This is a genomic window from Mesorhizobium sp. P2_C5_2 (assembly GCF_056404535.1).
Window position 1 is genome coordinate 507,320 of record NZ_JBFUDV010000001.1, and the last position, 19,854, is coordinate 527,173.

15 protein-coding genes are annotated in these 19,854 nt (G+C 63.4%); 4 read left to right on the forward strand and 11 right to left on the reverse strand.

What is annotated here, in order from left to right:
- The first annotated feature begins 87 nt into the window (after positions 1–87).
- Complete coding sequence (gene gyrB / locus AC1D1B_RS02355) at positions 88–2,559, forward strand: DNA topoisomerase (ATP-hydrolyzing) subunit B (RefSeq protein WP_477329097.1); 2,472 nt, start codon at positions 88–90, stop codon at positions 2,557–2,559.
- A 79-nt stretch (positions 2,560–2,638) separates the two neighbouring features.
- On the opposite strand, the gene AC1D1B_RS02360 is transcribed toward gyrB, so the two are convergent.
- The 11 genes from AC1D1B_RS02360 to AC1D1B_RS02410 form a co-directional block, all read right to left on the reverse strand.
- The gene (locus AC1D1B_RS02360; RefSeq protein WP_477329098.1) at positions 2,639–4,075 is read right to left on the reverse strand and encodes a hypothetical protein; all 1,437 of its coding nucleotides are present in this window, start codon (positions 4,073–4,075) and stop codon (positions 2,639–2,641) included.
- A 131-nt stretch (positions 4,076–4,206) separates the two neighbouring features.
- Complete coding sequence (locus AC1D1B_RS02365; protein WP_477329099.1) at positions 4,207–5,604, reverse strand: NAD(P)(+) transhydrogenase (Re/Si-specific) subunit beta; 1,398 nt, start codon at positions 5,602–5,604, stop codon at positions 4,207–4,209.
- 6 nt (positions 5,605–5,610) lie between these two features.
- On the reverse strand, positions 5,611–6,036 hold the full coding sequence (locus AC1D1B_RS02370; RefSeq protein ID WP_477329100.1) for a proton-translocating transhydrogenase family protein: 426 nt from the start codon (positions 6,034–6,036) through the stop codon (positions 5,611–5,613).
- Positions 6,036–7,313: a Re/Si-specific NAD(P)(+) transhydrogenase subunit alpha gene (locus tag AC1D1B_RS02375; RefSeq protein WP_477329101.1), complete on the reverse strand. Its 1,278-nt coding sequence runs from the start codon at positions 7,311–7,313 to the stop codon at positions 6,036–6,038. The genes AC1D1B_RS02370 and AC1D1B_RS02375 overlap by 1 nt, the downstream gene beginning before the upstream one ends.
- Before the next feature lie 81 nt (positions 7,314–7,394).
- Positions 7,395–7,619 (reverse strand): aa3-type cytochrome c oxidase subunit IV, encoded by a 225-nt coding sequence (locus tag AC1D1B_RS02380; RefSeq protein ID WP_477329102.1) that lies wholly within the window; start codon positions 7,617–7,619, stop codon positions 7,395–7,397.
- A 166-nt stretch (positions 7,620–7,785) separates the two neighbouring features.
- Positions 7,786–7,935, reverse strand: a complete 150-nt coding sequence (locus AC1D1B_RS02385) for a DUF3096 domain-containing protein (RefSeq protein ID WP_477259552.1) — start codon at positions 7,933–7,935, stop codon at positions 7,786–7,788.
- Between the two features lie 106 nt (positions 7,936–8,041).
- On the reverse strand, positions 8,042–8,809 hold the full coding sequence (locus tag AC1D1B_RS02390) for an N-acyl amino acid synthase FeeM domain-containing protein (protein WP_181056656.1): 768 nt from the start codon (positions 8,807–8,809) through the stop codon (positions 8,042–8,044).
- Positions 8,810–8,980: 171 nt separating this feature from the next.
- The gene (locus tag AC1D1B_RS02395) at positions 8,981–11,293 is read right to left on the reverse strand and encodes a putative bifunctional diguanylate cyclase/phosphodiesterase (protein ID WP_477330509.1); all 2,313 of its coding nucleotides are present in this window, start codon (positions 11,291–11,293) and stop codon (positions 8,981–8,983) included.
- Positions 11,294–11,429: 136 nt separating this feature from the next.
- Positions 11,430–14,900, reverse strand: coding sequence for an indolepyruvate ferredoxin oxidoreductase family protein (locus AC1D1B_RS02400; protein ID WP_477329103.1), 3,471 nt, complete (start codon positions 14,898–14,900; stop codon positions 11,430–11,432).
- A 219-nt stretch (positions 14,901–15,119) separates the two neighbouring features.
- Complete coding sequence (locus AC1D1B_RS02405; RefSeq protein WP_477329104.1) at positions 15,120–15,650, reverse strand: hypothetical protein; 531 nt, start codon at positions 15,648–15,650, stop codon at positions 15,120–15,122.
- Positions 15,643–16,254 carry a CGNR zinc finger domain-containing protein gene (locus AC1D1B_RS02410; RefSeq protein WP_477329105.1) on the reverse strand — a complete coding sequence of 204 codons (612 nt, stop codon included), beginning with the start codon at positions 16,252–16,254 and terminating at the stop codon, positions 15,643–15,645. The genes AC1D1B_RS02405 and AC1D1B_RS02410 overlap by 8 nt, the downstream gene beginning before the upstream one ends.
- A gap of 95 nt (positions 16,255–16,349) precedes the next feature.
- Here AC1D1B_RS02410 and AC1D1B_RS02415 point away from each other — a divergent pair, with 95 nt between their 5' ends.
- The 3 genes from AC1D1B_RS02415 to AC1D1B_RS02425 all read left to right on the forward strand — a co-directional run bounded on the left by AC1D1B_RS02415 (position 16,350) and on the right by AC1D1B_RS02425 (position 19,837).
- Positions 16,350–17,255, forward strand: coding sequence for a branched-chain amino acid ABC transporter permease (locus tag AC1D1B_RS02415; RefSeq protein ID WP_477329106.1), 906 nt, complete (start codon positions 16,350–16,352; stop codon positions 17,253–17,255).
- A 198-nt stretch (positions 17,256–17,453) separates the two neighbouring features.
- Entirely contained in the window at positions 17,454–18,059 is a 606-nt protein-coding gene (locus AC1D1B_RS02420; RefSeq protein ID WP_477329107.1) for a TRAP transporter small permease subunit, read from the forward strand.
- Positions 18,056–19,837: a TRAP transporter large permease gene (locus tag AC1D1B_RS02425; RefSeq protein WP_477329108.1), complete on the forward strand. Its 1,782-nt coding sequence runs from the start codon at positions 18,056–18,058 to the stop codon at positions 19,835–19,837. Before AC1D1B_RS02420 ends, AC1D1B_RS02425 begins: the two co-directional genes overlap by 4 nt.
- Positions 19,838–19,854 lie beyond the last annotated feature (17 nt).

Genomic DNA, 19,854 nt, shown 5'->3' on the forward strand with positions numbered 1-19,854 from the left:
TTAGCGCCTATATCTAAGCCATATTAGAGGCGCGATTCGGGGCCGATTTTTCGCGCTGTACAAACGGCATCCAGACGATAGGTTTTCATGAGCGACCAGACCGAGAACACCAACGGCGTCGAAGCCGAATACGGCGCCGATTCCATCAAGGTTTTGAAGGGGTTGGACGCTGTCCGCAAACGGCCGGGCATGTATATCGGCGACACCGATGACGGCTCGGGCCTGCATCACATGGTCTATGAGGTGGTCGACAACGCCATCGACGAGGCGCTGGCCGGCCACGCCGACCTGGTGACGGTGACGCTCAATCCCGACGGTTCAGTCACCGTTATCGACAATGGCCGCGGCATTCCGACCGATATCCACACCGGCGAAGGCATTTCAGCTGCCGAAGTGATCATGACGCAGCTGCATGCCGGCGGCAAATTCGACCAGAATTCCTACAAGGTGTCGGGCGGCCTGCACGGCGTCGGTGTGTCGGTGGTCAATGCGCTGTCGGCCTGGCTGAAGCTGAAAATCCGCCGCAACGGCCAGATTTTCGAAATGAGCTTCACGCATGGCAATTCCGATGCGCCGCTGAAAGCCACTGGCAGCTACGAGCAGGACAAGCAACCCGGCACCTATGAAGGGCGCAGCGGCTCCGAGATCACCTTCTTTCCGTCGTCCGAGACCTTCACCATGGTCGAGTTCGATTTCGGCACGCTGGAGCACCGGCTGCGCGAACTCGCCTTCCTGAATTCGGGTGTGCGCATCGTTTTGACCGATGCCCGCCATGCTGACGTCGTGCGCCACGAGTTGCACTATGATGGCGGCCTGGAGGAGTTCGTCAAATATCTCGACCGCGTCAAGAAACCGCTGATCGACAAGCCGATCGCCATCAAGGCAGAGCGCGACGGCATCACCGTCGAAGTGGCGATGTGGTGGAACGACAGCTACCACGAGAACGTGCTGGCCTTCACCAACAACATCCCGCAGCGCGATGGCGGCACCCATCTGGCCGGTTTCCGCGGCGCGCTGACGCGCCAGATCACCGGCTATGGCGAGTCGTCGGGTCTGACCAAGAAGGAAAAGGTGGCGCTGATCGGCGACGATTGCCGCGAAGGCCTGACGGCGGTGCTTTCGGTCAAGGTTCCCGACCCAAAATTCTCCTCGCAGACCAAGGACAAGCTCGTTTCCTCAGAAGTCCGACCTGTGGTCGAAGGCCTGGTCAACGAGGCGCTCGGCACCTGGCTGGAAGAACACCCTAGCGAAGGCAAGGTGGTCATCGACAAGGTGATCCAGGCGGCCGCGGCGCGCGAGGCCGCGCGCAAGGCGCGCGACATCACCCGCAAAAGCTCGCTCGGCGTCACCTCGCTGCCCGGCAAGCTGGCCGACTGCCAGGAGCGCGACCCGGCGAAATCCGAAATCTTCATCGTCGAGGGTGACTCGGCCGGCGGCTCGGCCAAGGGCGGCCGTTCGCGGCAGAACCAGGCGATCCTGCCTTTGCGCGGCAAGATCCTCAATGTCGAGCGCGCCCGCTTCGACCGCATGCTCGGCTCCGAGATGATCGGCACGCTGATCACCGCGCTCGGCACCTCGATCGGCAAGGACGAGTTCAACGCCGACAAACTGCGCTACCACAAGATCATCCTGATGACCGACGCCGACGTCGACGGCGCCCATATCAGGACCTTGCTGCTCACCTTCTTCTTCCGGCAGATGCCGGAGCTGATCGAGCGAGGCCATCTCTACATCGCCCAGCCGCCGCTCTACAAAGTGACGCGCGGAAAAAGCTCGCAGTACATCAAAGACGAAAGCGCCTTCGAGGAGTTCCTGATCGGCTCCGGACTGGAAGAGGCGTCACTGACGCTCGCGTCGGGCGAGGCGCGGGCCGGACAGGATCTGCGCGGCTCCATCGACGATGCGCTGGCGGTGCGCCAACTCATCAACGGGCTGCACACGCGCTACAACAGGGGCGTGGTCGAGCAGGCGGCGATCGCCGGCGCGCTCAACGCCGACGTGCTGAACGACCTCGGCCGCGCCAACGCCATGGCCGAACGCGTCGCCCAGCGCCTCGACATCATCGCCGAGGACACCGAGCGCGGCTGGACGGGCCGCCTGTCGACCTCCAATGAAGGTGTCGGCGGCTATGTGTTCGAGCGCACGGTGCGCAGCGTCAAGGAATTCGCGCAGATCGATGCCGGGCTGGTCAATTCGGCCGATGCGCGCCAGCTCGACCGCTATGCTCCGCGCCTCACAGAGGTCTATGGCGAGCCGCCGGTGCTGCGCCGCAAGGATGTCGCCGAAACCATTTCGGGGCCGCTGGCGCTGCTCAACGCGGTGTTTGCGACCGGCCGCAAAGGCCTGACCATGCAGCGCTACAAGGGCCTTGGCGAGATGAACGCCGAGCAGCTGTGGGAAACCACGCTCGACCCGAATGTGCGCTCGCTGCTGCAGGTCAAGGTCAACGACGCCACCGACGCGGACTCGCTGTTCTCGCGGCTGATGGGCGACGAGGTCGAACCGCGGCGCGAATTCATCCAGGACAACGCATTGTCGGTGGCCAATCTGGACATTTGAGGACGGGCGCCCATCGCTTCGTGGGTGAGGCTCCGGCCAATCTTCAGCGCCTGCGGTGAACCGTTCTCGACACCGCCGCTCAACTCGGCTCCAACTTGCGGCCGAGATCGACAGCGTCGCGCAGCACTTGCAGGTGCGAGCGCGGCGCGGTGCCCGCCGACGGGGCGACCTCGTCGCCGGTTGCCGTCAATGACCAATAGAGCGTGTGGGTGAAGACGCGGCCGAGCGCGCTGCGCAGCTCGACCTGGATGTTCTCGACGCCGGGGCCGAAATTTTCCGTCATCGGTCCCGAAATCGGATCGCCTGTCGCCCAGCCATTGCCGCGATCGAAGACGTTGGTCCAGCGCGTTGCCGCGAACACCGCGCCATGATGCACAGCGCGCTGCGCTTTGCCTGCGGGGCTGTGCCCTTCCTGATAAAGCACGGTGCCGCCGGCATCCCCGCCGTCGGCAATCGGCGGACAGGCCGAGAACAGCCGCTCGGCAAGGCCGCGCCGGAATTCGGCGAGATTGTACGTCACCAGGAATTCGCTGTGGGACAGCGGACTGCCAAGCGTGACGAAATCGCTGATCTTCCACGGCAGTGGATGGTCGGCGTCTTTGGTTCGGAGCTGCCGATAGAACTCCCACTGCCCGCGTCGAAATCCAGCAAGGTCGTTGATATTCGCTGGCCACGCTGAGCCATCGGAACCGAGCGTTGCTTTGTCGATAGCCTCGACCGCCTCCAGTTTGGCCTTGTCGCGGACCGCTTCCAGCCTTCGCGGCCGGAACTCGGCCCACAAGATCTGCAGTAGATCATAGGCGATGATTGATCCCAGGCTATGCGAGACCAGCACGATCCGGTCATAGCTGTTGTCCATCATCAGGCGCCTAAGCAGCGTCAGGCCACGGCTGCGGATCAGCGCGCGCTTCTCGACCGTAGCCGCTTCGGCGCGCACATAGGCGGCGACGTCGCCGAAATAGGGAAGGGCGAACTGGTCCACTGCCCAGATGACAAAAGAGGCGAGAGCGGTGACCACCAGGCTGGTGGTCAAGGAGGCCGACAGCGCCAGCACCAGCGCTGCGCCGAGAATGAGGATGACGATCAAAAGCGTCACAAGATAGAGCTTGCGAGCGTCGGGCGGGATGTCGGCGGGCTTGCGCCACAACAGGTTCGTCACCCAAGCAGCCAGCCGCCCGCGCGTCGTGCCTTGCGTGATGTCGGCCCAATAGAGTTCGTAGAAATCGGTGCGGCGGCCATCGACATCGTAAGGCGTGGTGATACGGCGCAGCTCATGCGACTTGGTCCGGCTGTCGGGCGTGATCCAGCTCTGGTTGATCGTAGCGCTGGGATTGTCGGGATCAGGGATCTGGGCATAAGGCGGAGCGCGGGTCGGGTCGCCGCTCCAGACCGCCTGAACAAAGCCCCGCAGCGTATCCATCGGCCGCTGCTCGCCCATGCCATGCACGACCACCACCGCCTGGCTGGGCTTGTGCGAGGCTTGTTTGGAAGCCGGCGATGCGACAGCTTTGGGCACCAACGTCTCCGTTGACGGTAATCCCGCCGACAGGACGGGAAGGCATCATCGTAACGCTGAAACCGCCGTCTGGCCAAGAAAAAGCCCGACATGGAGCCGGGCGTTTCCTGTGGGTTGCGGCGCTCGCCGGATCAGTGATCCATCGCCTTGACGATCTCTTCGGTCATCTTCTTGGCGTCGCCGAGCAGCATCATGGTGCCGTCCTTGTAGAACAGCGTGTTGTCGATGCCGGCATAGCCGGAGCCGAGCGAGCGCTTCACGAACAGGCAGGTGCGGGCCTTGTCGACGTCGAGGATCGGCATGCCGTAGATTGGCGACGACTTGTCGTCACGGGCCGAAGGGTTGGTGACGTCATTGGCGCCGATGACATAGGCGACATCGGCCTGAGCGAACTCGGAATTGATGTCCTCAAGCTCGAACACTTCGTCATAGGGCACGTTGGCCTCGGCGAGCAGCACGTTCATGTGGCCGGGCATGCGGCCGGCGACCGGGTGGATGGCGTATTTCACATCGACGCCATTGGCCTTCAGCTTGTCGGCCATTTCGCGTAGCGCATGCTGCGCCTGGGCGACCGCCATGCCGTAGCCCGGCACGATGATGACCTTCTGTGCGTTCATCATGAGGTAGGCGGCATCGTCGGCCGAGCCCTGTTTGACCGTGCGCTCGATGCCGTCATCGGCGGCTGCCGCGGTCTCGCCGCCAAAGCCGCCGAGGATGACCGAGATGAAGCTTCGGTTCATGCCCTTGCACATGATGTAGGACAGGATCGCGCCGGACGAGCCGACCAGTGCGCCGGTGATGATCAGCGCCAGATTGCCGAGCGTGAAGCCGAGCGCGGCCGCGGCCCAGCCGGAATAGGAGTTCAGCATCGAGACGACCACCGGCATGTCGGCGCCGCCGATCGGGATGATGAGCAGCACGCCGAGCAACAGCGATGCCGCGACGATCAGCCAGAACACCAGCTTGGCCTCGGTGGTGACGAGCAGCACGATCAGCACGATCAGCGCGATGCCGAGTGCGGCGTTGATGAAGTGGCGGCCGCCGATCATGATCGGCTTGCCGGACATGCGGCCGTCGAGCTTGAGGAAGGCGATGACCGAGCCGGTGAAGGTGATGGCGCCGATGGCAACGCCAAGGCTCATCTCGATCAGCGCCTGGGCGTGGATGTCGCCGTTGGTGCCGATGCCAAAACTTTCCGGCGCGTAGATAGCGGCAGCCGCCACCATCACGGCTGCGAGGCCGACCAGCGAATGGAAGGCGGCGACCAACTGCGGCATCGAAGTCATGGCAATGCGGCGCGCGGTGACGGCGCCAACGCCGCCACCAATGGCCAGGCCAAGCACGATCAGGCCGAAGCCGCCGGCCGAAGGAACGGCCAGCGCCAGCGTGGTGGCGATGGCGATACCCATGCCGATCATGCCGTAGAGATTGCCCTGGCGGCTGGTGGTCGGATGCGACAGGCCACGCAACGCCATGATGAACAGGACGCCGGAGACCAGATAAAGGAAGGACGCAAAGTTGGCGTTCATGGCGCTCTACTTGTCCTTCTTCTTGTACATCGCCAGCATGCGCTGGGTGACGAGAAAGCCGCCGAAGATGTTGACCGAAACCAGCATCAGCGCGACGAAGCCGAAGCCGGTGGCAATGCCCGAGGCCGAGATGCCGACGGCCAGCAGCGCACCGACCACGATGACCGAGGAGATGGCGTTGGTGACCGCCATCAGCGGCGTGTGAAGGGCTGGTGTCACCGACCAGACGACGTAATAGCCGACGAAGATCGCCAGGATGAAGATGGCGAAGCGGAAGACGAAGGGATCGATGGCGCCGCCGGACAGCGCATGCGCGGCATCACCCGCCGCATCGGCACCACCGGGCGCGGTCGCCATGTTGTGCACCGCGAGCCGGACGGCGGCGGAGGCCTGATCGAGTTGATCGAGGGCTTTCTGCAAGCTCTGGTCCATCACGCAGTCCCCTTCGGCTTGGCGGCGGACTTGCCGGCAGTGGCTTTGTCGGACGCCTTTTTCGGTGCAGCCTTCTTCGGCGCGGCATCAGCGACCATGGTCGTGGCCGGGATGGCCGCCGGTTCGACACGGGGCTGTTCCGCCGCCTTGGCGAAGGCCGGATGCACAATCTTGCCGCCGTCGGTCAGCATCGTCGCCTTGACCAGATCGTCGTCGCGGTTGATGGCGAGCGTCTTGGTCGTCTTGTCGACCAGTGTTTCCACGAAAGCGAACAGGTTGCGGGCGTAAAGCAGCGAGGCCGACGCAGCGACGCGGCCGGGCACATTGAGGTGTCCGACGATCTTCACATTGTTGGCCGTGGTGACCACCTGCCCTGGCACGGCACCTTCGACATTGCCGCCGCGCTCGACGGCAAGGTCGACGAGCACCGAACCCGGCTTCATCGAGGCGACCATCGCCGCCGACACCAGCTTCGGCGCCGGACGGCCGGGGATCAGCGCCGTGGTGATAACGATGTCCTGCTTGGCGATATGCTCAGCGGTGAGCGCAGCCTGCTTGGCCTGATATTCCTTCGACATTTCCTTGGCGTAGCCGCCGGCAGTCTCGGCCGCCTTGAACTCCTCGTCCTCGACGGCGAGGAACTTTGCGCCGAGCGAGGCGACCTGTTCCTTGGCGGCGGGACGAACGTCGGTAGCGGTGACGACCGCTCCGAGGCGGCGCGCGGTGGCGATCGCCTGCAGGCCGGCAACGCCGACACCCATGATAAAGATCTTGGCTGCCGGCACCGTGCCGGCGGCCGTCATCATCATCGGCAGCGCCCGGTCATATTCCGATGCGCCGTCGATCACTGCCTGGTAGCCGGCGAGATTGGCTTGCGAGGACAGAACGTCCATCGACTGGGCGCGGGTGATGCGCGGCATGAATTCCATCGAGAAGGCGGTGACGCCGGCCTTGGCAAGGGCCGCGACCGCAGCATCGTTGCCGTAGGGATCCATGATGGCGATGACCGCCGCACCCGATTTGTAGCCCTTCAGCTCGGCATCCGTCGGTCGCCGCACCTTCAGCACCACATCTGCCTTGCCGGCATCCGCAGCCTTGCCGATCGCAGCACCTGCCTTGGCAAATTCCTCGTCGGGAATGCGCGACCTGGTCCCGGCGCCGGTCTCGACGGTAACGTCGAGGCCCAACGCTGCCAGCCGCTTCACCGTATCGGGCGAAGCGGCAACGCGCGGCTCGTTGGCGTCGAGCTCACGAGGGATAAAAACCGTCTGTCCCACCGCATGATCCTTTCGGCTGGAACCTGTTCGCGCAAGTCACCGGCCGGATGTCCAGCGGCGTCGGACGAAGGGTCTGAAAGTCTATCGGAGAATGAAGGCGCCGGCGGCCAGGATCAGCACGAACAGGATGGTCGCCGAGAAGAAGCCGCCTGCAAAGAAGCCGAAAGCCATGGCCAGGAGCAGGGCGCCGCAGAACAGCGAGCCGTATTTGGCCAGTGCCAGAAAGCCGTGATAGGTGCGATCGTGCTCCGCATAGTCCATCTTCGCGCCCAGTTCGACAGGACCGGTCGGCGTGTGATCAGCCATAGGAATACCCCTTCGAAGACATCTTTGAGGCACATAGCGAAAAGCCGGGCCAAGAGCAATGGCGCTATTGCCGCACAGCCAGCGACAACAGCCTCAAAGGAATGTTGAAAGCCGGCGACCTGGGCCTGTCGCCGGCCTGTCGTCGAAGGTTGAGGATTTCGTGGTTTCAGCCGGCCAGATGCGGGAACAGTCCGAGCAGTCCGACGACGATCAGATAGAGGGCGACGATGTAGTTGAGGAGCCGCGGCATCACCAGGATCAGCACGCCGGCGATCAGCGAGATCAGCGGGGTGAGCGCAAGCGTGGAAATGTGCATGTCGGTTTCCTTTCGATGGACGCGTCAGGCGCCGCGTCATCCAGAACGCCGAAGCGGCCGGAAAGCTCCAGAACCAACGCGCTAAATTTCGTGGGGCTTGCCGGCGTTATGCTGCTTCGCGGAAATATTTGGCGGTCGGCAGGATGGTCAGCGGCGCCAGCTCGCCGGCCGGCGCCTTGGCAAACAGCATGCGCCGCTCCAGCGCCGTCGACTGGAAGAAGGGGAAGCGCTGCAGCGTCGGCGCCATGTTCTGCTCGCAGATCGATTCATAGAAGAAGATCGGCATGGTGAAAGGCGGATAGAGGCGCGGCTCGCCAACCTGCACCGAACCGAAGATGCGATGGTAGAACGCCGTGTGCTCTTCGCGGATCATCGAAATGCAGCTGGTGGCGTTGAAGAAGGTGTTGGCGATGACCGCGAGCCGCAGCGTGACATAAGGCAGGGCCCTATTGGCCGACGACATTTGCGGATCGATCGCCAGTCGGCTCGGATCGATGAAGGTTTCGCCCCGCGCCAGCCGCAGCAGCAGCCGGTCGCCGAAGACCGTCATGATCGGCGCTTCGGGGGTCTCGCGGGTCAAATGGTGGAGCCTGACGGTGCTGACCAACTCGCCATCCATGAAGACGCCGAAACAGTAGCAATTGCGCGCTTCATCAAGGTGATCGGCGAGCTTCTGTTCGACGATGGTGTCAAGCAGCCCGTGCGTGTGAAAAGCCTTGTAGCGCAGCCGGTAGACCGCTTCGAGATCCTCGCCGCTTTCGCAGCGCCGGTATTCGATGCGCTCCAGGACGTCGAGCACATTGCGGGCGAACAAGGAAATCGACTCGGATTTGACTGCCGCACCCGAAGGCAGGCCTGACTGATGCGTGTCCATTACTTCCCCTCGTACCGCCGCAGGAGAACAATACCGGACGACCGCAGGAACAAGAAGATGAAACTTAAATCGTCTGCGTTTACTGAACGTTAACCTTAACAAATGGTTAACGCCTAGACAATACAACGCCTTTTAAACGGGCTTTTCAAGCGCAAATTGATCACGGTAAAGTCAGGGTGTGGCGAGTTTTGCCACCGGCCGCAGCTCCGCGGCGAAAGGCCAGGTCACATTAGACATGGTTTCGATGCCCGAGGCGCTGAGTGCCGCGCCAAACAGGAAGCCCTGGACAAGATCCGGCTTCACCGAATGCACCAGGACCTTCAGCTGCTCGAAGGTTTCCACCCCCTCGATGGTGACGGACAGCCCGAGCACGCGGGTCAGGTCGACAATGCCTTTCAACAGGTCGAGCGAGCGCTTGTTCTGGGTCACGTCCATCAGGAACGAACGATCGATCTTGATCTTGTCGAGCGGCAGCTTGTGGAGATAGCTCAGGCTTGAATAGCCGGTGCCGAAATCGTCGAGCGCGATGCGCACGCCAAGCTGCTTCATCTCCTCGATATACTGGCGTGTCAGCGACTTGTCGTCGAGCAGGGCGGTTTCGGTGACTTCGATCTCCAGGCGGCCGGCGGCGAGCCCCGATTTAGCAAGCGCATCGGCAACCTTCTGGACGACGTCGCGGTTGCGGAAATCCTTGGCCGAAAGATTGACCGAGACGCTGGTCTGGCCGGGCCACTTGGCGCATTCGACGCAGGCCGCCTCGAGCACGAAAGTGCTGATCTCGGAAATGATGCCCATTTCCTCGGCCAGCGGAATGAAGACGCTGGGGGAAACCGGCCCGAGATCGGGATGATCCCAGCGGCACAGCGCCTCGCAGCTGGCGATGCGCATGGTGCTCATCGCCACGATCGGCTGATAGACCACCCGCAGCGCCTTGCCTTCAACGGCCGTGCGCAGGTCCGCCTTCATCAGCTGGCGGTTGCGGAACGCCGCATCCATCGCAGCCTCGAACAGCCGCCAGTTGTTCTTGCCGAGTTCCTTGGCCTTGTAGAGCGCCAGGTCGGCCTTGACGATCATTGCGTCGACATCGGTGTCCTCGACCCTGGACAGCACAGCACCGGCGCTTGCCTGGATGCGCAGGCCATGGCCGGCGACATCGACCTCGCCCTGTAGATCGGCGAAGATCTGGTCGAGCAGGCCGGTCAGATGGCTTTCATCCTCGACGCGGTCGAAGAAGATCATGAACTCGTCGCCGCCGAAGCGGCTGACATTGACACCTTGTCCGGCGACGGCCGCCAGGCGTTCGGCAACGGCGTAGATCAGCCCATCGCCGACGGGATGGCCGAGCGTGTCGTTGACGCTCTTGAAATCGTCGAGATCAATCACCGCCAGCGCGCACAGGCGGTCGCGGCTGCCCGACGCCATCGCTTCGCCGACCAGCTCATGGAAATAGGCACGGTTCGGCAGGCCGGTAAGGCTGTCATAGCGCGCCATGAAGCGGATCTTTTCTTCGGCCTCGACGCGGGCGGTGACGTCCTCGAAGGTGATGACGCCGAGGTCCTGATTGCCCTCGCGGGCCGAGAACTCGAAGTACTGGCCATTGGAGAAGGACACCAGCACCTTGCGGTCACGGCCTTCACGCAGCGCACGCGTCAGCTGCGCCTCGACATAGCGGCAGTCCTTGGGCGCCAGCATGCCGCCGGCAACGCCGCGTAGCAGCAGGGAATGGATCGACCGGCCCAGCAGCTGGTCCGGCGAACGCAGCGACATCAGATGCGCAGCTTCGGCATTGCCGACCAAGACCTTGCCGTCGGGGCCGAGCATGACCAGGCCATGCGACATGGTGTTGAGCGCGCGGTTGAAGCGCTCGGCGAGCCTGGCCGCCGTCTTGCGCTCCGAAATGGCGTCGAACAGCACCGTGCGAACGTGGCTGGCCATGCGGGTGATGATGAAGATGAACGGTACGATGTAGAGGCCGAGGATGAAATCGCCGACATGGCCCTTGAGCATCAGCCCGACGGCGATCGGCAGTACGACGGTGAAGGCCTGCACCGCAACCATGGTCTTGGAGCCGTAATTGCGGCCGACAATGGTCACCGTCGAGCCCATTATGACGGCAATGGCAGCGCTTTCCCCGAACACGTCGGGAACGAGATAGATTGAGGTAAAGCAGAAAAACCCCATGAAGAAAGCCTGGATGGTGCCGCCAACCAGGTAGTAGCGCTCCCACCTCTTGGCTTGTTCATAGGTCTCGAAACTGCCGACGCGCAGGCCCTTGCGGATGCCGTAGTAACGGTAAAGGCCGGCCGCAAGCATAAGCGCGGCCAGTGCAAGATAGGCTGGATGCCCTGAGGTAAAATAAACGAGAACACCGATGAGGCCGTGGCAAAACGCGCCAATCAGCAGGATCCCGGGATCGTTAAACAACGATCGCACGAACCCAGCATAGACGTCCTCACCTATCTCTGCGGCTTTGTTTTCTTGCATGGCCTGCGGTGTCGCACGAACCGCAGTCATGGCACATTCGCCTTAAGAAAGGTTTAGAGATGCCGTTTCGGCGTCTGTCGTCAAGTCGGCTACCCCGGCGTAAGCCGGGGAAATTCTTGTTCAGGTAAACAAGGCGTCACTCTGCGGCCTGAAGTTCAGGCCGCGCCGGCGTGTTGGTCAGCCGCTCGACAAGCCTTTTGCGCTCGCCATCGGCCTTTTCGGCGCTGGCCTGCCTGACATGGCCATAGCCGCGAATGAGCGCCGGCACCGAGGCTAGCGCGACTGCGGCCTCGATCGTGCCCGGTGCAAGTGCTGTCGCGACAAGCGCCAGATCGGCCTCATAGCGGGCCAGAAGTTGCCTCTCCATGCGCCGCTCGGCGCTATAGCCGAACAGGTCGAAAGCCGTGCCGCGCAAGCCTTTCAGCGCCGCCAGCAGGCGAAAACCCTTCATCATCCAAGGGCCGAAGCTCGATTTCCTCGGCTTGCCGTCATTGCCGCGCCTGCCCATGATGGGTGGCGCCAGATGAAATTCGAGTTTGTCGTAGCTCTGGAACTGCTTTGACAGTTCCGTTGCGAAGGAGCCGTCGGTGTAGAGCCGCGCCACCTCATATTCGTCCTTGATCGCCATCAGCTTGAACAGGTTTTTGGCAGCCGCTTCGGTGACCGCGGTCGACCCAGGCACGGCCTTTGCCTCAGCGGCACGTAAAACAGCCAGCTTTTCGGCATAGCGCTTGCCATAGGCGGCGTTCTGATAGGCGGTGAGGAAAGCGACGCGGCGGGTGATCACGTCGTCCAGCGTCTCGGCGATCGGCGCGGCCTTGCCCGGCTGCGCGATGAGGCCACGCACGAACTCCGGCTGATGCGCGGCGCGCCGGCCCCAGCGGAACGCGGCGATGTTCATCGCCACCGCTTCGCCGTTCAATTCGATAGCCTTTTCAACGGCTTCGGCCGAGAGCGGCAGCCCGCCATGCTGGAAGGCGAAGCCGAGCATGAACATGTTGGCGCCGAGTGAATTGCCGAACAACTGCGTGGCGGTTCGCGTCGCGTCGAAGAAATGCGCCTTGTCGTCGCCGGCAGCCGCACGGATCGCCTTCTTCAGCCGTTCGATCGGCAGCGAGAAATCGGCCGAGCGGGCGAATTCGCCGGGCATGATCTCGGCGGTGTTGGCGAGGAAGATGGTATGGCCTTCGCGCACCGCGCCAAGTACCTTCTTGGCGCCGGACACGACGAGGTCACAGCCCAGCACCAGGTCGGCTTTGCCCGCCGAAACGCGGATGGCATGGATGTCGTCCGGGGTGCGGGCGATGCGGACATGAGTGAACACCGAACCGCCCTTCTGGGCGAGGCCGGCCATGTCGATCATGCCGCAGCCCTTGTCCTCGAGATGGGCGGCCATGCCGAGCACCGCGCCGATGGTGACGACGCCGGTGCCGCCGACGCCATCGATGATCGCCGCCCAGCCCTCGTTGCCGAGTGGGAATTCAGCCGGAACCGGCACGCCATCGAGCGGATCGGTCCGCCCGGCAATGCCTTCAGCCTTGCGGATCTTGGCGCCGTGCACGGTGACGAAGGACGGGCAGAAGCCGTTGACGCAGGAGAAATCCTTGTTGCAGCTCGACTGGTCGATCTTGCGCTTGCGGCCGAACTCGGTCTCGACCGGCTGGATCGAGACGCAGTTTGACTGCACGCCGCAATCGCCGCAGCCCTCGCAGACCAGTTCGTTGATGAACACCCGCTTGTCGGGATCCGGGAAGGTGCCGCGCTTGCGGCGGCGGCGCTTTTCGGCCGCGCAGGTCTGGTCGTAAAGCAGCACCGAGACGCCCTTGACGTCGCGCAGCTCGCGCTGGACGAGATCGAGGTCGTCGCGATGATGGATGGTGGCACTGGCCGGAAACTCGACCTTCCCGGCATATTTGTCCGGCTCGTCGGTGACAATGGCGATGCGGTCGACGCCTTCGGCGCGCACTTGCCTGGCGATCATGTCAACCGTCAGCCCGCCCTCATGCGGCTGGCCGCCGGTCATGGCGACGGCGTCGTTGTAGAGGATCTTGTAGGTGATGTTGGCATCGGTCGACAGCGCGAAGCGGATCGCCAGCGTGCCAGAGTGATTGTAGGTGCCGTCGCCGAGATTCTGGAAAATGTGCTCGCGCTTGGAGAACGGCGCCTGGCCAACCCATTGCGCGCCTTCGCCGCCCATGGCGGTGAAGCCGACCGTGTTGCGATCCATCCACAGGGCCATGAAGTGGCAGCCGATGCCGGCGGCGGCGATCGAGCCGTCTGGCACCTTGGTCGAGGAATTGTGCGGGCAGCCGGAGCAGAAGAACGGCGTGCGCGAACCGATATCGCTGGTGTCGGCGAGCATTGCCTGGAACTGGCGCAGCTTCGCCACCTTGGCAGCGATCTCTTCCGAGGGGCCGATGGTGCGCAGAATCCGCTCGCCCAGCGCAATCGCGATCTCGTTGGGATCGAGCGCGCCCTTGGCCGGAAACAGCCAGTCGCCGCGCTCGTCCTTCTTGCCGACAATGGTCGGCTGGGTGGCAGTGCCGTAGAGGTTTTCGCGCAGTTGCACCTCGATCAGCGAGCGCTTCTCCTCGACGACGACGATGGTGTCGAGGCCACGAGCGAATTCGGCGATATGCTGCAGGTCGAGCGGCCACGGGCAGCCGACCTTGAACAGGCGGATGCCGATGCGGTTGGCGGCGGCTTCGTCGACGCCGATGTCTTCCAGCGCCTGGCGGACATCGAGATAGCTCTTGCCCAGCGTGATGATGCCGAGCTTCGGGCTGCGGCCGCCGGAATAGATGATGCGGTTCAGTCCGTTGGCGTGGATAAAGGCGGACGCGGCGGCGCGCTTGTGCTCATGCAGGCGCTCCTCCTGGCCGAGCATGTCGATCTCATGGCGGATGTTGAGGCCGCCGGGCGGCATGTCGAACTCCGGCACGACGATGTTCAGCCGCTCGAGCGCGGCATCGACGGAGGCCGTCGATTCGATGTTGTCCTTGACGCATTTGATCGCCGCCCATGTGCCGGCGAAACGCGACATGGCAAAGCCGTAGAGACCGTAGTCGATGATCTCCTGGACACCGGCCGGGTTGAGGATCGGCACCATGGTGTCGATGAACAGGAATTCGGTGGCGTGCGCGTTGGTCGAGGATTCGGCCATGTGGTCGTCGCCCATCAGTGCAAGCACGCCGCCATGCTTGGACGATCCGGCGAGGTTGGCGTGGCGGAAGACATCGCCCGAACGGTCGACGCCCGGTCCCTTGCCGTACCAGACCGAAAACACCCCATCATGCGTGCCCTCGCCCAGCAATTCCGTTTGCTGCGAGCCCCAGCAGGTGGTGGCGGCAAGCTCCTCGTTGAGGCCGGGCTGGAAGACGATGTCGGCCTGCGCCAGCTGCTTCTTCGCCCGCCATAGCTGCATGTCGAGGCCACCGAGCGGCGAGCCGCGGTAGCCGGAAACGAAGCCGGCCGTGTTGAGGCCCGCGCGGCGGTCGCGCTCGCGCTGCATCAACAGCATGCGGATGACCGCCTGCGCGCCGGACAGGAAGATGCGCTCCTTACCAAGATCGAACTTGTCGTCGAGCGCGACGTCGTGCAGCGTCATCAGGCATTTCCTCTGCGGAGGCGGCGGCGGGGGCGCAGCCAACGTAGGAGTGAGATGGCGCAGTCTTTCTCTGCTTGCAAGGCAGGTCAAACGAAATCGAAAGTGCCAGGCAAAGCGCAACGAACGATCCGTTGCGATCTCCAATCTGTCACGAATCCTATCTGCGGCGGTTGTCCGGCGACCGAAAATTTCCACGCAATCGCGCCGGGCAACGACACGTCAGCCTTTCGAACAATCCGGCTTCGGTTCACCGGGCAGCTTGCCGTCGGGATGGCCGGCGAGGTCAGGATTGGCCGTATAGAGCTGGTCGACCACCAGCGGCCGGTCGGGCAGGATCGACTGATCCTCCGTCGAGATCAGCGTGGTGTCGATCTTCTGCAGGATCGCGCCGTCAGCCCCTTTGATGTTGATGGCAATCGCATAGGGCTTGTCCTTGACGATACAGGTCAGCGCCGGGCTCTCCAGGCTGACCTTGTCGAGTTTCGGCCAGACCTTCTGCTCGACCACCAGGGGAGGACCGCCGGCAGGATTTTGAAAGCTGGCGACGGCGACCTGGCCTTCGCCCATCGGCTGCAGGGGCCGCAGCGTCACGACATAGGTCGCCCGGGCGAGACGGTAGTTGAAGACGACGACCTTGCCGGAAACCTCGAATAGCTTGCCATCGCCGCCGGTGTCGCGGCAGGCGCCGAGCGCAACGACGGCAGTGAGTGCTGCGCCGACAAGGATCGAACGGAAAAAACCCCTAGGCATTGTTGACCTCATGAGCCGCCGTGCGGCGGCGGCGATAGTGACGGCTTGCTTTCTGGCGGTTGCCGCACACCGCCATGTCGCACCAGAGGCGGCTGGAATTGCGGCTTCTGTCGACGAACAGCCAGCTGCAATTGGGACAGATTCTGAGCCTCGCGACCGTGTCGTCGCGCAACAGCGACAAGGCTGAAACCGCGAGCGCCGCCTCAAACGCGATCGGTGTCGCCGGATCGCCGAACGGCCTGCCCGGGGCGCCGATTTCGGCCGGGCTCTGATCGAGGCCGTTGGCGCAGGCTTTTAGAAAAGAGGCGAGATCGCCTCCGGCAAGCGCACCTTTCGACACCGCGCCGCGAAACAGGCGGTCGGTGGTCTCGCGTATCGACAGCACCACCGGCGCGATCCTGTCCGGCGAGCCCGCCTCCAGCCGCCTGCCGCCAAGCTCGGCACTTCGAAAACCGCTGGCGGCTTCAGCGAAGCGCGCGATCTCGGCCGGATGGGCGAAGCGGTCGAAGGTTTTTTCCGGATCGTTGCGCAGCACCACGGTGTTGGCCGTGTCGAGCGCAAGCATGCCGCCAGTGAAGCGATGCGGGGTCCAGGATACTGTCATATTGGAAATCTAACCGATAAATCGCGTTTGACAAGTTAGATTCCACGATGCAAACCTTGGTCCGGGCGCGGCCACCGCCGCCCGGAAGGCTGTCCATGCTCTATTTCTTCCAGCAGGTGCTGAACGGGCTGCATTCGGGCGCGCTCTATGCGCTGCTTGCCTTCGGCTACGTCCTGACCAACGGCATCCTGCACCGGACCAATCTCGCCTATGGCGCGCTGTTCGCCTTTTGCGGCCAGACGATGATCCTGACCGTAGCCTTCGGCTATCAGGTGTTGTGGCTGACCTTGCTGGCGGCGGTGGTGCTCGGCGTCGTCACGGCTTTCCTCTATGCCGGGCTGATCAGCCATGTGCTGTCGCGCAGCGTCTTCGAACCGTTGGCCGACCGGACGCCCAATGCGATCGTGGTGACGACGCTCGGCATCCTGCTGGTGCTGTCGGAAGCGAGCCGCATTGCCGCCGACACACATGACTGGTGGCTGCCGCCGATGCTGGCGCAGCCCATCGTTTTCGCTCAGGACGCCAGTTTCAAGGCAACGCTGACGCTGATCCAGCTCATCGACTGCGCTATTGTTCTGGCGGCAATCATCCTCGCCGCATGGGCGTTTGCCCGCTCGGGCTTCGGCCGCCGCTGGCGTGCCGTCTCCGACGATCCCCACGCGGCAGCCTTGTGCGGTGTCGATGTGCGCAAGGTGTTCCGGCATGCGGTGCTGTTCGGCGGTTTCTGCGCCGCGCTGGCCGGCGTCATGGCCGGCCTTTACTATGGCAATGTCAGCTTCGGCTCCGGCCTCGTCTACGGGCTGAAAATCCTGTTCGTGACGGCAGTGGGCGGCTATCTCTCGCCACCGCGGGCCGCGCTCGGTGCGGCCGCATTCGGCATGGCGGAGTCGTTATGGGCCGGCTATTTCCCGATCGAATGGCGCGATGGCTGGATGTATCTGTTCCTGGTCGCAGCACTTGTGCTGATCGGTCCCGGCCGCGACCAGCAGAAGATCGCCTGATCGCCGCATCCGGTGTCAGACTTTGGTTGCATGACGTAGCAGCCGGTCGGCACTTTATCGCCTGCCTCCCGTCACAACGGCGTTGATCGCGCCTATGCCATGTTGACCCGCCGAACCACGCGCGGCATACCGTTGGGCCACAGCGGCGCGACGGAAAATAAGGGGAGCCGGCGCGCCTTCGACATCAGGGAGGAATGCATGGCAGGGCTACTCGCTCTATCCAGAACGATTGACCGTATGAACGAGTTCATCGGCAGATGGATATCGTGGCTGATCCTGCTGGCAATCCTGGTCAGCGCCGCCAATGCCATCATCCGCAAGGTCTTCGACGTCTCGTCGAACGCCTGGCTGGAATTGCAGTGGTACCTGTTCGGCGCCGCCTTCATGCTCGCCGCCGCCTATACGCTGAAGCAGAACGACCATATCCGTATCGACATCGTCTACGGCATGTTCTCGCGCCGCGTGCAGCACTGGATCGACCTGCTCGGCCATCTGTTCTTCCTGATGCCGTTCGTGACACTGATGGTGATCTATTTCGTGCCTTACGTGTCGCTGTCGTTCCGTAGCGGCGAAATGTCGAACAATTCCGGCGGCCTGATCATCTGGCCCGCCAAGGCGATCCTGCTGGTCGGCTTCTTCCTGCTGGCGCTGCAAGGCATCTCCGAGATCATCAAGAAGATTGCCATCATGCGGGGCGACATGGATGATCCCAACCCGTTCATCTCGGCGCATGAACAGGCGGAGCTCGAGGCGAAAGCCCTGGCCGATGAAGCCAAGGCGCTCGCCCAGGAGGCGCGCCCATGATCGAGTTCATCGCCCAGAACATGGCGCCGATCATGTTCGCCTCGCTGATCATCTTCCTGTTGATCGGCTACCCCGTCGCCTTCTCGCTCGCCGCCAACGGCCTGATGTTCTTCTTCATTGGCGTCGTGCTGTCGCCCTATTCGGGCGGCTCGATCAATCTCGCCTGGCCGCTGCTGCACGCCCTGCCCGACAATTTCTACGGCAGCCGGGTGATGTCGAACGACACGCTGCTGGCGATCCCGTTCTTCACCTTCATGGGAATCGTGCTCGAACGATCCGGCATGGCGGAAGACCTGCTCGACACGATCGGCCAGCTGTTCGGGCCGATCCGCGGCGGTCTCGCTTATGCGGTGATCTTCGTCGGCGCGCTACTGGCCGCCACCACCGGCGTGGTGGCCGCGTCGGTCATTGCCATGGGGCTGATCTCGCTGCCGATCATGCTGCGCTATGGCTATGACCGCAGACTGGCATCGGGCGTCATCGCGGCATCCGGCACGCTGGCGCAGATCATCCCGCCCTCACTGGTGCTGATCGTGCTGGCCGACCAGCTCGGCCGCTCGGTCGGCGACATGTATGCCGGCGCCCTGATCCCCGGCCTGGTTTTGACAGGCCTCTATGCCCTCTACATCCTGATCATGTCGATCGTCCGGCCGAAGTCGATGCCGGCCTTGCCGCTGGAGGCACGCACCCTCGGCCACGGCATCCTCTCGCTGCTGGCGGCGCTGCTGGTGACAATAGCGGTCTCCTATGCCGCCTACCGCTATCTCGCACCGGCGCATGGCGACAATGCCGACATCCTCGGCGCCAGCGTCGGCGTGCTGTTCATCTACATCGTGGCGATTGCCGACAAGCGCCTGAACTTCAACATGATGTCCCGGCTGGCGCAGCAGGTGATCATTGTGCTGATCCCACCGCTGGCGCTGATCTTCCTGGTGCTTGGCACCATCTTCCTCGGCATCGCCACGCCGACCGAGGGCGGCGCCATGGGCAGCGTCGGCGCATTGGCCATGGCGGCGGCAAAGGGGCGACTGTCGCTCGACGTCATCAAGCAGGCGCTGACTTCGACGACCAGGCTGTCGTCCTTCGTGCTGTTCATCCTGATCGGCGCTCGCGTATTCTCGCTCACCTTCTACGGCGTCAACGGCCACATCTGGGTCGAGCATCTGTTGACGTCGCTGCCGGGCGGCGAGGTCGGCTTCCTGATCGGCGTCAACCTGCTGGTCTTCTTTCTTGCCTTCTTCCTCGATTTCTTCGAGCTCGCCTTCATCATCGTGCCGCTGCTGGCGCCGGCCGCCGACAAGCTTGGCATCGACCTGATCTGGTTTGGCGTGCTGTTGGGCGTCAATATGCAGACGAGCTTCATGCATCCGCCCTTCGGCTTCGCGCTGTTTTACCTGCGTTCGGTCGCGGCCCGCGTGCCCTATCTCGACCGCCTCACCGGCAAGCAGATCGCGCCGGTGACCACCGGCCAGATCTATTGGGGCGCCGTGCCCTTCGTCTGCATCCAGGTGATCATGATCGGGCTGACCATCGCCTTCCCGCAAATGGTCATGCACTACAAGGGCACGACCGTCGATCCCGGCACCATCGACTATACGGTGCCGCAGGCGCCGGGCCTGTCGCCGCTCGACACACCGCCGGCGGCCGGCACGCCACCTGCCAATAGCGGCGCAGCCCCGGGCACCGATCTGTCCCAACCGCCGAACTTCGGCGAGACGCCGCCCGCCAAGCCGGCGGTGCCGGCAACCGACCTGTCGCAGCCGCCGAACTTCAACTGATGGCTAGTACTGATGTG